Origin of the sequence: Sphingobacterium bovistauri (assembly GCF_020295405.1) — a bacterium.
In the GTDB taxonomy this organism is placed as follows: Bacteria; Bacteroidota; Bacteroidia; order Sphingobacteriales; family Sphingobacteriaceae; genus Sphingobacterium; species Sphingobacterium bovistauri.
Window position 1 is genome coordinate 143,072 of the sequence record NZ_JADEYP010000004.1, and the last position, 14,133, is coordinate 157,204.

A 14,133-nucleotide genomic window follows, 5' to 3' on the forward strand; every position below is an offset into this window, starting at 1 on the left:
TCAACAAACCTAAATCATGAGCAAAATAACAATAATTGGATCAGGAAATATTGGATTTTCTCTCGCCAAAGGGCTAGTAAAATCGGATATGTATGAGGCTGAAGATATTATACTTACGCGCAGAAATTTGGCTTCTTTGTCAGAAGAGGTAGCTTTTGGCTTTGGTGTGAGTGCGGATAATTCAGAGGCTATCAAAGGAGCTGAAATCGTAGTTTTAGCTGTTCTTCCACAACAAATAAAAAGGGTAATGGAGGATATTGCTCCAACGGTATTACCTCATCAAGTTATTGTTTCTGTAGCATCGGGTGTTTCTTGTCATGATGTAAAGGAAATTTTGGGGCATGATAAAATTGTGGTACGTGCAATGCCTAATACCGCTATAGCAATTGGACAATCTATGACGTGTATTGCTACTGAAAATGCAAGTGATGAAGCAGTCAATAAAGTAGAAAAATTGTTCGAGGCAGTAGGTTCTGTTATTGTTATTAATGAAGATCTAATGACTGCTGCCACAGCATTGTGTGCATGTGGTATAGCTTTCTTCTTACGAGCTATTCGTGCAGCGTCCCAAGGTGGAGTAGAAATTGGATTTCACGCTCACGACGCTCTGAAAATGGCTATACAAACAGCGAAAGGAGCAGCCGATTTACTGTTGCAAACACATAGCCACCCAGAAAGTGAGATAGACAAAGTAACTTCTCCAAAAGGATGTACTATTGCTGGATTGAACGAAATGGAGCATAATGGCTTGAGTTCTGCTTTTATTAAAGGAATCAAATTGTCGGCTAAAAAGGCTGGCGGACTATATAATGAATAAAAATATAGATCAACTTATTCAAGATAGTAAATCTCTATTGGCACAGCTGATAGAGATTCCTTCTTTTAGTAGGGAGGAGGATCAAACGGCGGATTGCATCAGTACTTTTCTTATCGAGCGTGGTATTTCGAATAATCAGATAGGGAATAATGTGATCGCGTACAACAAGTATTTTGATGAATCAAAGCCTACAATTCTTTTAAATTCCCACCATGATACTGTAAAACCGAATTCTGGCTACACAAAAGATCCATTCAAGGCTATTGTGGAAGATGAAAAATTATTTGGCTTAGGGGCTAATGATGCTGGTGGTTGTTTGGTTTCGTTGATAGCGACATTTTTATATTATTATGAAGATGAAAATTTAGCTTATAATTTGTGTTTGATTGTATCCGCAGAAGAGGAGATTTCAGGTAAAGAAGGAATTGAGGAAGCTTATAAACATGTTGTAGCATGTGACTTTGCTATTGTGGGCGAACCAACTCTTTTAGATTTGGCGGTAGCAGAAAAGGGTCTAATGGTCTTGGATTGCACAGCTCTCGGCGAATCTGGACACGCTGCACGTGAAGAAGGCGTTAATGCGATTTATAAAGCGATTGAGGATATCAATTGGTTTAATTCCTATAAATTTCCAAATGAATCAACTTTTTTAGGACCAGTGAAGATGTCGGTGACGGTTATCAATGCGGGATCACAACATAATGTCGTTCCAGCAGAATGTAAATATGTCGTGGATGTGCGTACTACGGAGGTATATACCAATGTAGAAGTGCTTGGGATCATTCAGTCTCATGTTAAATCTGATGTCGTAGCACGTTCTACACGCTTGAATCCATCAACAATTGCTGTTGATCATCCAATCGTACAGGCAGGTATAGCGTTAGGTAAAAAGATGTATGGCAGCCCAACAATGAGTGATCAAGCGTTATTGCCAATTCCATCTATTAAAGTCGGTCCTGGTGATTCTGCACGCTCACATACTGCGGATGAATTTATTTATCTCAAAGAGATTGAGGATGGTATCAGCTTTTACGTACAACTTTTAGGTAAAGTATTATAAAGAATAAGGAGATCAATCTGATCTCCTTATTCTTTATCTTAACTTTTTGACTTCTCTTTCAGCTTTATCAAAATCTCTTTCTAATTCTTTTAGTTTTATTTGTTGTTTACTGATTTTGATAATTTCCTTTTCTCTGTCAATGTCAGAAATTCTATTTCTGCGTATTTTTTTATCTAAATCATCTTCCATCTTTTCAATTTTGGAAGATTGCTTTTTGATGTTATTTTCGATTTTTTCAATTTTTGCTACCGCTTTGTCGTATTTTTTTGCCGCCTTTGCTCTTTCTTTTTCTGCTTTTTCTAGCTTCTTAGCTTGTTTTTCAATTTCTTTTTGACGTTTTATAGCTTCCTTTTCAGCTTTTATTTTTTCTTTTTCCGCTTTTTGAGTCGCTTTTAAAGCATCTCTTTCTGCCTTCTCAATTTTTTTTCGTTCAGCTTCAGATTGTGTTCGTTGGTTATCAATAGCCTTTTGTTTATCTGCAGCGATTCTAGTCACATTGACGGTGTCAATTTTATTATTTAAAGTATCTATTTTTCGATTGACAATTTGTGCATTACTTGCGAAGACCGTTCCAGTAACTATGCTGGAAATAAAAAGAATTTTAGCAATAATATTTTTCATACCTCTTGGACTCTTAATGATGTAGAATGTTTAATTTGAACAAAACTAAGTAACAAATAAGGGGTAGCCAAGATACTGCTGCATTTTAATGTTTTTTGTAGCTATGGAGCTATTTGCAATCTAATTAGTAGTTATATGGAGCTGAGAATTCACCTTCAGTAACATCTAAAATTTCAGATCCCCCTGATAGTTTTAATTTGCCGCTAAATTTTCCCTTCACTCCCGATTTTGTAAGGCTAGTGATTTGAAATGTAAATGGGGTTTCATTTGTGTTATAAGTTGTTGTTCCTGTTATTTGTCCATTACTGACATTTTGGATGGCATAGGTCGCGTGTAATTGGTCTCCATTAGCGTTGTTATTGAGGTATGTTCCTATTTGTGCCCCTTTATCCGAGACCAATTGAAAGCCTAATGAAGTCGACGTTGCAATGTTATTGCTCTCGAAAGCTGCTATCGTTACGAAATGAATAACTTTTTCACTAGGAGGATCGTTTGCATTGATATGATATTTATATTCTTTTTGCACCCCATTTAGTTTAAATTTAAAATAAGCTTCTTTAGAAGTTTCGGGTGTATTGTTGTCTTTGGAACAGCCTAAAAATAGTAGTGTTGCACAAAAGATAAAAACTAATGAATTGATTTTTGTTCGTGTGATAGTTCTCATGGTGTTAAAGTTTGTAGTTTAAATTTAGTTAATTTCTTTTATGTTTAAAATTTAAACCAAAAAAAGGTCTCCTGTTAATAGGAGACCTTTTTTATAACCAATAAAAGCTTTCTTAAATCAATTGTGTTAGTAAGTTAGTCCAACTCACGCGCTCTCCGATTATTGATGATAATTGATCGATAGCTACGCGCTCTTGTTCCATAGAGTCACGGTGACGAATAGTTACCATATTATCTTCTAATGATTGATGATCTACAGTGATGCAATAAGGAGTTCCGATTGCATCTTGACGACGGTAACGCTTACCGATTGCATCTTTCTCATCATATTGAATATTGTAATCCAATTTTAGTTTTGCCATGATCTCACGAGCTTTCTCTGGAAGACCATCTTTTTTAGTCAACGGTAATACAGCAGCTTTTACAGGAGCAATCGCAGGGTGGAATTTCAAAACTACACGTGAATCTTGTTTTTCTTCTGTCGACAGATCTTCGTGTACTAATGAATTAGCAAATACTGTTAAGAATAAACGATCCAAGCCGATTGACGTCTCCACTACATAAGGAATGTAATTTTGGTTGATCTCAGGATCGAAGTATTGCATTTTTTTCTTTGAATACTCTTGGTGTTGTTTCAAATCAAAGTCTGTACGGGAGTGGATACCTTCAACTTCTTTGAAACCAAAAGGAAAATCATATTCAATATCAACAGCAGCATTAGCATAATGCGCTAATTTTGCATGATCGTGGTAACGGTATTTTTCTGGATTAGATCCCAAAGCTAAGTGCCATTTCAAGCGCGTTTCTTTCCATTTGTTGTACCATTCCATCTCGGTGCCAGGACGAACAAAAAATTGCAATTCCATTTGTTCGAATTCACGCATACGCATAATGAATTGGCGTGCGATTACTTCATTACGGAAAGCTTTACCGATTTGAGCGATACCGAAAGGGATTTTCATTCTTCCTGTTTTCTGAACGTTCAAGAAGTTTACAAATATACCTTGTGCAGTCTCCGGACGAAGGTAAACTTTCTCCGCACCATCAGCCATAGCCCCCATTTGTGTATCGAACATCAAGTTAAATTGACGTACATCAGTCCAGTTTTTTGTTCCCGAAATAGGACATACAATATTGTGATCTTCGATAATAGTTTTTAAACGTGCTAAATCGTCAGCGTTTAATGCATTATCAAGATCTTGTTGTAATTGTGCTGCTTTATCAGATTTACCGTCTTTTTCATAACGATCGATTTTATCTTCGATCAATTGATCTGCACGGTAACGTTTTTTAGAATCTTTATTGTCGATCATTGGGTCATTGAATCCGTCTACGTGCCCTGAAGCTTTCCAAGTAGTAGGATGCATGAAAATTGCGGCATCGATACCTACAATATTTTCATTCAATTGCACCATGGATTTCCACCAATATGTTTTAAGGTTGTTTTTTAATTCAGAACCCAATTGACCGTAGTCATATACGGCACTAAGACCGTCGTAAATTTCACTCGATTGGAACACAAAACCGTATTCTTTTGCGTGTGAAACTATGTTTTTGAAAAAGTCGTCTGTTTGCTTGCTCATAAAGGGTAAAAGTATAAAATTCTACATCAAAAGTCAACAGCTATTTGTCTGTATACAAATCCAAAATCTGCTGTGATGCATTCTTATTATCAACTTTCTTGATGATGTGTTCGATCAGACCTTCTTCATTGATAACAAATGTAGTGCGTGCTGTTCCCATATATTTTTTACCGTACATGTTTTTCTCCACCCAAACGCTATAATCGTTTACAATTTTTTGGTCTTCATCAGCCAAAAGATTAAAAGGTAATTCAAATTTGGATATAAACTTTTGATGTGACTGTTCACTGTCTATACTTACACCTAAAACTTCAAAACCTTTTCCAAGAAGAAATTGATAGTTATCTCTGAAATTACATGCTTCTGTAGTACATCCAGGTGTATTATCCTTTGGATAAAAATATAGGATGACTTTTTTGCCTTGGAAGTCCGATAACTTTATCGTTTCACCATTTTGATTTTTAGCAATTATTTCTGGTGCTTTTGTTCCTATTTCTAATGACATAATAATTAATTTTTATTGCTATCTAATAAACTTAGCCTCATAGACTTTTTCATTGTCTTTCCAATCTTTGACAATCAATCTGAATGTATGCTCTCCCTTACTTAAAGAAGAATCAAAACGATGCCACAAGTGTCTATTTTTAGAATCATATTCCATCAAAACCCATTGGTCATCGATATAGCCATTAAAAGATTGAATTCCAGAAAAATTGTCCGAAATGGTAAAATCAATCTTGTTTTGGCGAGCTACATTTTTTCCGTTTGAAAAATTGCGAGCTACGATAGATGGGACGATAGTATCTACTGTGACATAGAAATTTCCAAAGTTTCGTGTATTTGCGGTGACCCAACCGTTTTCGAATTTACCCCCTTCAGCTCCACCTTCTTCTGAAGCTAATAATGCTTTACTTTCCAAATGTAGCGGTAGATTTGTCGGTTTGATAGAAATCGAGTAGGTAGAAAATAAAGGCGTCAATGTATTGTGCACTTTATGTAATGAAGAATACGTATTGGGTAATTGCGTATCTTCCGTGTAAATAAAGTCTAAATCGTTGTAAAGAACACCTTTTGGCATTTGAAGTTTGATATTCTCTTTTGAGAAATTATTTTCTGCGTTATAGGTGAACAGTTGACCTTTAACCGCAGGTGGCAAAGAATCAATTTGAATTTTGTAATCAATTTTGAAATCTAATTCGCTACAATTTCCAGCAACATCTTTGACTACATATTTTACGGCGTAAATTTTGTTTTCTGATAACTCAATTACTCCGTTATTATCTAATGTTTTAAAAATTTCGATTGGATTGCCGGGGTCTTTAAATGATTTTTGAATTTTTGCTTTTGAACGTTTCCAATGCGGATAGTCGATATATGCATGTATTGCACGCGATGTGTTAAAATCTAATTCTTCAAATACCGCTGATGAAATTAAATCACCATCCACAAAAAGTTCTATTGAATAAACTCCGTTTTGGAATCCTCCAGCACGATGTCTATCTATTGTATTGATTCCTAATCCGAATTTTCCAGTTACGGAAATCGGTGATGTCTGTGTTAAGGAATATCTGCCAGCACCAATACTTTTTAGGCCATAACCTTTACGTGGCGTGAATTCATCAAACATTTTATTTTCCAAATCATAAAGCATAATGCTATTAATCGTGGGGTTGAAACGATCCGAAAATTTTAGTCCGAATAATTGTGGATTTAATGGTTGCTGTGTCTTGGTATCTCTAATTTCAAAATGTAAATGCGGTCCACCAGATCCCCCAGTATTTCCTGCACTACCTATATATTGGCCTTTCGTAAGATTTACTTGATCCGGATCAAGCGTGATATCTACATCAAATTTTTGCTGTTTGTATTGTTCAGTTCTGACAAGTTTTGTCAATACTTCATTGAAAGAATCCATATGAAGATATACTGTCGAATATCCATTAGGATGATCAATATAAACGGCATTGCCACCGCCACCAATTTGCACACGAACGCGGGATACAAATCCTTCAGCTGCTGCATGCAGAGGTAGACCTATTTTTTGCTGGGTACGGTAGTCATCACCAGCATGAAAATGTGTGCTACGCAATTCACCAAAAGTCCCCGAAGCATCCATTGCAATATTCAAAGGATTACGAAAGTAACCTTGTGGATAGGTGCGAGAAGTGATTATATTTTTATTTTGCGCTTGGGTAAATGAATTAATTCCTAGAATACCTAGCATCAAAATTGCCAATTTCTTCATTTTATTTAATTTGAGTCGAAAACATCAATTTGTCTTCGATATACCCATCAAATTTGTCGCCAATTTGTATAGATCCTACTCCAACGGGTGTTCCTGTATAGATTAAATCTCCCTTTCGTAGCGTGATGAATTTCGAAATGTATACGATTAATGAGTCAATATCAAAAATCATATCTTTGGAGTTGCCTGACTGTACAACAATATCATTTCTTTTCATTGAGAAGTTGATATTGTTGATGTTTTCAAACTCTTCTTTTGGCATTAGATTACTTATCACAGCAGAATGATCAAATGCTTTAGCTAATTCCCAAGGAAGCCCTTTTTCTTTATGTTTAGCCTGTATATCACGTGCAGTGAAGTCTATACCTAATCCAATAGCATCGTAATATTTGTGGGCAAACTTTAGGGACACATGCTTTCCTTCATTGCAAATGCGAAACACCAATTCACATTCATAATGTACGTCTGAAGAAAACTCCGGATAATAGAAATCCTTGTTGTCTTTTAATATCGCCGTATCTGGCTTCATAAAGATAACAGGGGATTCAGGAACTGGATTATTTAATTCTTTAGCATGATCTATATAATTTCTACCAATAGCAATAATTTTCATAAAGAATATATGTTTTACACAAAGATAAGGAAAATGAAAGAAGTGATTTGTGGATATAATTGATAAGTTTTTGAATTTCTGTTTATTTTTTATATATTGATTGACAATGAGTTTGTTGCGATTAAAATGTTCAATTGCAGTTGATTGAGTGATCTGTAACCTATTAGCCAAATTATAATTTTCCTAAAAACATATCATTGATGAGCAGTTATTTTCTTTTTATCATTACTTTTTTGTCTGCTCAAATTTCCTATGGCCAACGGCTTATCTATGACGATAAAATACCCGTAGAAAAACTACGTGTTGTGCTCGAGCAAACGCAGGGCGGAAAAGTTTCAGACATGTTAACTGACTTAGAATATATTCCACTTCAGGGCGGAAAAAATAATTTAGTTAATTATATAGCAGATATTGTCATACATGATAATAAAATAGGTCTTGTAACAAGTAATGAAGGTTATTTTTATCTGTATAATGCTGATGGTTCATTTTTAAAAAAAATCACTAAGATTGACGGATTTAAATCTCCTTATGGAGAGAAGGCATTATTTTATGAAGTAAAAAAGGATAGTGCTGGTTTTATTCTTGAGCATGGTGCTTTTCGGGCACGAGTGGATCTAATGGGTAATTTGGTAGATACATTAACACGTTCAGATCAGAATGTAAAAGATGATGGATTTGGTCAATATGTTCAAGATGAAATAAGGATTGGTGATGCGAAGTATAAGTGTTATGGCATTTATCAATCCGAAAAGCGTAAAAAACAAGATGTTCTTTTGTATAATGATTCTGTGATTTTAAAGTACAATGTTTTGGATACGATTAAGCAATTTTTGACAGTTAATCATATATCCAAGGTGCATAATGATAAAGCCTATTTAACAGCTGGCTACAATACAAAAATTTTTGAATTAGATTCAGCAGGCATTGCCAAAATTTATGATCTCGTGTTGCCACTACGTAATACTTTTGATTTAGAAAAGGCAAAAGCAGCTGGTTTGGGTTCAGATGATTTTATGAAAACCTATAATTATTTAGACCAAAGCAATAACGTTGTCTATGGGTTGAATAATGTGTTCCCTTACAAAGATTACCTCATCTTTAAAGCGCAACGATTTCATAAACCGATGTGGCTGGTTTATAATTTGAAAACAAAACAAACGTATGGATTGGATAATATTCTTCCTGATGCGTCAAATGATTACCTCAATTTTTTTGATGTAAATGAATTATTTGTCGACGGTGATTATCTGTATTCATTTATCTTTCCTCATCATGTTCTCGCTGCTAAGGACAAGTCCAAATTGGAGGGGCATACAATGCATAAGGAGTACGCTGATCTTGGGAGATATAATAACCCAATTCTTGTTCGTTTCAAATTAAAATAACCATCCATGAATCTACGTATTTTATATCTTTTAGTAGTCAGTCTTTTTATAACTTTTCAGTCTCATGCACAATCCAAAATCAAAGGTTTTATAATTGATTCCACGCACAATAATATGCTTCGTTCGGTGTCTGTGTCGGTATTTGAAAAAGGGAAGGAAACAGTAGACAAAGTGGGTTTGACGGATCGATTTGGGAAATTTGAGATTTCAGATTTAACCTTTAACAAACAGTATGTAGCTGAGTTTACTTATTTAGGCTATCAAAAAGCTGTTCGGGAATTTGTGATGAAGCAAAATCAAGAGTTGGATCTAGGTCATATCAATATGCCTTTTATCGAAAATGAAATTGAAGCTGTAGATGTGATTCCTCCAGTGCGCATGAATGGGGATACATTGGAATTTAATGCAGATGCTTTTCAATTGGATTCAAATGCTGTTGTGGAGGATTTATTACGTCGGTTGCCTGGTTTGGTGGTGTGGGGGGATGGTGCAATTACCTATAATGGGCGTGAAATTCCTTCTGTTTTGGTAAATGGTAAACCATTTTTTGGTGGCGATATGGCTACCGCAATTCAAAATATTGATAAGAAAGCTGTAAAAACTGTTCAAGTATATGATTCTCGTGATAGAGAAAAGCAACGTGAAGATCCGGATGATAAAAAATACCAGATGAACTTGATATTGAAAGAAGGAAAGGATAATATACTGATGGGAAGTGTGGGAGCTGGTGGAGGAACTGAAAAAAGGTATGATGGGAACCTCAATCTCAATCGATCGACCAAAAGAGCGCAAACGACATTGGCTTATTCTGTCAATAATGTCAATAAAAGTCTAAATAGTATTGATCAGCTACTTAAAAATACAACTTTTAAAGGAATAGGTATTAATGCAGACTTTGACTCTGATTTTATGCGAACAGGAATTTTGCAACAGAATGTTTTGGGTGGACGATACCAGTATGATTTTTTGGGGACTAATGAAGTAGGAAAAGATAACCTATTAAAAGCGAGTGTTCTAAACCGATGGGATAACAGTCTTCAAATGAATGAATCGACTTCTCGATTATTGGACGTGGTACAAGGTCAAGAAAATTTCCGAACAAATAGATCCACCAATGATAATACTGCACGTCGGCATGATGCTAACATCAGTTATAACAATTCCGTAAGTAGTTTGGGGAAAAGACCTATTACAGTTCGAAGCATATTGGATTTGAGCCAAAATAACAATGAAAGTCTTTCCACAACCTTTAATGAATATGCCCTAGTAAATAATCAATCAAAAAATGAAACTGAAAATTCTTCTCAGCTTCGGGGAAATAGTGCATCATTTAATACTACTATAGATCTACACGGTAAAGCAGGACGACATACATTTTATAGAGGTGGGGATAAATATTCTTTTACAGATCAGCTCGTGATGACACTCAATGTTCGGGCTGGTATTTCTGATAATAATAATGCTAAATATACCATAGGTGATTATAAGAATTATTTGAATGCAGATCTTAACCGCTTATATCATCGTGATTATAATGAAGATTTTGATTCGCGAAACCTACAACTTGATTTGAAGATAATGGATCAAACTTCTGGTGTCACATTGGGAACCAAGGCGAGATGGAATGCTACAGATATGATAAACGTAGTAACAGACTTTAATAATGCAATAACTGCTAGTAATCAAGATCTATCCCATGTCTCGAATTTTAACAATGTAGAATATGAACCTTATGTTGAATTCGGTAGAACTCTTAAATCAAAGAATCTCTATGGTAGAATGAATTCACATTTCTATTTTTCTAGTACGATAGCTGGACGTTTTTATAAGGACAAAAATGAATCTACATTGGATTATAGAAATTTGGGATTAGCCTATCAAAGTTTTCTGCCCTCCTTAAGGTTAAATTATAGTTATTCTCGTCAAAATTCTTTTCATTCTAGTCTGTCTTTAAATTATAATTATAATGAAGAATATCCCTTGTTAGATCGGATGAGGCCAATTTATGATGATATCAATCCAGCCTATCGCTATTTTGGTACAGATAAGCTCTTGGAGAAAACAGGCTTGCATCAATTAACATTGAATGGCTCCTATAATCAGCAACGTCAATACGGATTTACTTTTAATTTGAACTCATCTATACGTCGATACACAAATGGATTGACCGACAGTATTGTATATGCTGCTAATCAGCAAGAGGCCTACGTCGCACAGATTTTAAAACCAATGGATATGTATTCCATTAGTTTCTCTGGTAAGAAGCCTTTTATGATTTCAAAGACACAAACCTTCTCCGTGCAATTTAATACTGGTACGAATTGGGGAAACAAATTTCAATATGTTGGTACTACAATGCAGGAAATGCTAAACAATAGTCAAAATATTGGATTGGAATTTTATTATACAGTCTTAGATAAATATCAGGTTGGGTGGAAGAACAACCTAAGTCGTTATGAACGCTATGACAAATTGAATGAAGTGTCTTCTAACAATTATACTTCTTACAGTTGGAATTCTGGATTAAGTATGTCGTATGCATTCACCAAGCGTTGGTCAGTTAATACAAATGCAACAGGGCGATATAATACATCGGGTAATTATTCGGATCACGCTGTCATTTGGAATGCCAGTACAACTTATCGTATGTTTAAAGGGAATAATCTGGAGTTAAAATTGTCTGCCTACGATCTGTTAAGACAAAATATGGGTTTATATTTTAACAATGGATTGACTGAGTTTACGACGGGGTATCGCAATATTTTGACACAATACTACATGTTATCATTAACATACTTTCCAAGAAAATTCGGTTTCAAGTAGTTGGCTTCAAGAGATGTGTTTTGAAAAAAATGTTATAGGTACTAAGTAAGCTAATTGAGAAGTGTTTGGTTTATATTAGATCAGTATATTCACAATGTTGTAATATAAGAAATTCTCTATTGTATTATTCCATACGATTAATTCAAGATTCTGATAATAAGAAAATACGAGCTTTAATTCTTTGTATTCAGATCTGTATTGAAATTAATTATCATTTACAATTAATTCGATTTATATCCGATATTTAAGTATTTTGGTTAATAATATTTATATTTACTTATCAATGCAAAGCATTTGCAATCCTAAATAATGAATAAACAAAAATTGGATATCACTATTTTTAATGCCTTTATTAATGGCAATGAAAAGGCATTTTCTGTTATATTCAATCTTTATTCTGAACGAATTCTAAAACGAATCTACTACATACTTAAGGATGAGGATATTTCAATAGAAGTAATGCAACAGCTTTTTGTGAAATTATGGCTCAAAAGGGCAGATTTATCCATTACTTATGAGACTTTTGAAAGTTATCTGTATAAGATGGTTTCATCTCTGTCTATTGATCATTTAAGGAAAAATGTGAGAAATCAAAATCTCATAAATACTTTAGCAAATAGTAGATGTGATCTTGAAAAATCTACAGAAGAGTATTATATACAGAAAGAATCATTATCGATTATTGAAGATGCAATAAATATGTTACCTCCGCAACGAAAGCAAATTTTTACACTTTGCAAATTGGAAGGGAAAAGTTATTTTGAAGTAAGTGAAATCTTAGGTATTTCTGTTTCTACGGTCAGTAATCAGTTGGTCTCAGCTACTAAATCAATTAGAAATTATGCATCTAAATACCACTTAGAGGCAAAAATTATTACAATTATATTTTTTTTATAAAAAATACACATTTCCAATAGTGTGTTTTTCTATTCTATACGTATTACTATTATAAGCTGATAATTATAAATCTAATAGTATATGTATAATAGTGAATTGTATAATTTGTTGAAGAACCATTTTGATGGAGTCATCACCAAGCAACAAAGTCAATTCTTAGAAGAGCTAATTACTAAAGCTGATTTAAAGACTTTGGAAGATACCATTTGCCAGGTTTTAAAAGATTCAGAAGAGAAAATAGATGCTATTGATGTAAATTTTAATAGAATAAAGTTTGAAGATGTTAAAAGACAAATAGAATCAAAAAAGGATATTGAAAATCAGAGGTTTTTCTCTAAGAAAAACTATAGTATAATGCGCTATGCAGCTTCAATAGTAGCAATATTTATAGCATCATTTTTTATTATTCAATTTTTCCAAAAAAAAGAAGGTATTACCTCAGTTCATACTATTTCTGACATTAATCCAGCTCAATCGTTAGCAAATATTTCTCTAGGAAATGGAGATGTATTGATTGTAGATTCTACGACTACAGGCTTAATTTATCAAGAAAACGGAATTAGTGTTTACAGGTCTGAAGAAGGTGTATTGGAGTATAAAATCGATAGTGCCAATAGTAATATGTTGGAGAATATCACGATTACCACTCCGAAGGGAGGCTTTACAAAATTGACATTGTCTGATGGGACTATAGCATCATTAAATTCTGCTTCTACGATAACATATCCCGTTTCTTTCGGAAAGAATAATAGGGATATTAGTGCTGAGGGTGAGATTTACTTTGATATTGCTAAGGATAAATCAAAGCCTTTCAGGATATTTTCAGAAAAGCAGACTATTGAGGTTTTAGGCACTTCTTTCAACTTAATGTCAAATAAAGACGAAGCAAAAACGACTTTGATTGAAGGAGCTGTTCGTATTATCGTTGACAATAAAAGTTATTTCTTAAAGCCTGGACAGCAATCAATAGTAAATAATGCTGTTGAGATTAAAAACACTAAGGTAGATGAGGAATTAGCTTGGACTAATGATCAATTTTTATTTGATAATGGTTCTTTCTTTGAGGTGCTGAGGGAGATTGAAAATTGGTATAATGTAAAGTTTGTCTTCGTTCGAAAGGATGTAGAGAATATGCATTTATCTGGGAGTTTGTCAAGAAAAGTTAAATTATCAGAACTATTAAAAGTTCTCTCCTTAAATACTGGATATAAGTATGAAATACAAGAAAGGAGGGTATTGGTTAAATAAATACATTTTAATAAAAATACTGGAGATGTTGGCGCATCCCCAGTGTAGGGGTTTCAAAATCAGTCGTTCTAATTACTAAATTTCTAACCAGTACAAATATAACAATTAGTTATGGATGTACTTAACTTTCAATTATGGACAAAATAAAAGTGAATTATTCTTTCTATAGATATCG

12 protein-coding genes are annotated in these 14,133 nt (G+C 34.1%); 6 read left to right on the forward strand and 6 right to left on the reverse strand.

Annotated elements, in window-relative coordinates; genetic code table 11:
- Window positions 1–16 precede the first annotated feature (16 nt).
- Window positions 17–817, forward strand: coding sequence for a pyrroline-5-carboxylate reductase (gene proC / locus IPZ78_RS03845; protein WP_225551612.1), 801 nt, complete (start codon window positions 17–19; stop codon window positions 815–817).
- Window positions 810–1,877 carry a M20 family metallo-hydrolase gene (locus IPZ78_RS03850; RefSeq protein WP_225551613.1) on the forward strand — a complete coding sequence of 356 codons (1,068 nt, stop codon included), beginning with the start codon at window positions 810–812 and terminating at the stop codon, window positions 1,875–1,877. Before proC ends, IPZ78_RS03850 begins: the two co-directional genes overlap by 8 nt.
- A gap of 33 nt (window positions 1,878–1,910) precedes the next feature.
- Here the strand turns inward: IPZ78_RS03850 and IPZ78_RS03855 are convergent, their stop codons facing one another.
- The 6 genes from IPZ78_RS03855 to IPZ78_RS03880 form a co-directional block, all read right to left on the reverse strand.
- A complete protein-coding gene (locus IPZ78_RS03855; protein WP_225551614.1) occupies window positions 1,911–2,498 on the reverse strand; it encodes a hypothetical protein in 588 nt (195 codons plus the stop codon).
- A 124-nt stretch (window positions 2,499–2,622) separates the two neighbouring features.
- Window positions 2,623–3,162, reverse strand: coding sequence for a hypothetical protein (locus tag IPZ78_RS03860; protein ID WP_225551615.1), 540 nt, complete (start codon window positions 3,160–3,162; stop codon window positions 2,623–2,625).
- A 112-nt stretch (window positions 3,163–3,274) separates the two neighbouring features.
- A complete protein-coding gene (locus IPZ78_RS03865) occupies window positions 3,275–4,744 on the reverse strand; it encodes a glycine--tRNA ligase (protein WP_225551616.1) in 1,470 nt (489 codons plus the stop codon).
- Window positions 4,745–4,784: 40 nt separating this feature from the next.
- The gene (gene bcp / locus IPZ78_RS03870; protein WP_225551649.1) at window positions 4,785–5,252 is read right to left on the reverse strand and encodes a thioredoxin-dependent thiol peroxidase; all 468 of its coding nucleotides are present in this window, start codon (window positions 5,250–5,252) and stop codon (window positions 4,785–4,787) included.
- A 15-nt stretch (window positions 5,253–5,267) separates the two neighbouring features.
- Complete coding sequence (locus IPZ78_RS03875) at window positions 5,268–6,989, reverse strand: M23 family metallopeptidase (protein WP_225551617.1); 1,722 nt, start codon at window positions 6,987–6,989, stop codon at window positions 5,268–5,270.
- A 1-nt stretch (window position 6,990) separates the two neighbouring features.
- Complete coding sequence (locus IPZ78_RS03880; RefSeq protein WP_225551618.1) at window positions 6,991–7,602, reverse strand: fumarylacetoacetate hydrolase family protein; 612 nt, start codon at window positions 7,600–7,602, stop codon at window positions 6,991–6,993.
- Window positions 7,603–7,802: 200 nt separating this feature from the next.
- On the opposite strand from IPZ78_RS03880, the gene IPZ78_RS03885 reads away from it, so the two are divergent.
- The 4 genes from IPZ78_RS03885 (at window position 7,803) to IPZ78_RS03900 (ending at window position 13,958) form a co-directional block, all read left to right on the forward strand.
- Entirely contained in the window at window positions 7,803–8,990 is a 1,188-nt protein-coding gene (locus tag IPZ78_RS03885; protein WP_225551619.1) for a 6-bladed beta-propeller, read from the forward strand.
- A gap of 6 nt (window positions 8,991–8,996) precedes the next feature.
- Entirely contained in the window at window positions 8,997–11,813 is a 2,817-nt protein-coding gene (locus tag IPZ78_RS03890) for a peptidase associated domain and porin domain-containing protein (protein ID WP_225551620.1), read from the forward strand.
- Between the two features lie 309 nt (window positions 11,814–12,122).
- A complete protein-coding gene (locus IPZ78_RS03895; RefSeq protein WP_225551621.1) occupies window positions 12,123–12,710 on the forward strand; it encodes an RNA polymerase sigma factor in 588 nt (195 codons plus the stop codon).
- An 81-nt stretch (window positions 12,711–12,791) separates the two neighbouring features.
- Window positions 12,792–13,958 carry a FecR family protein gene (locus tag IPZ78_RS03900; protein ID WP_225551622.1) on the forward strand — a complete coding sequence of 389 codons (1,167 nt, stop codon included), beginning with the start codon at window positions 12,792–12,794 and terminating at the stop codon, window positions 13,956–13,958.
- Window positions 13,959–14,133: the final 175 nt, after the last annotated feature.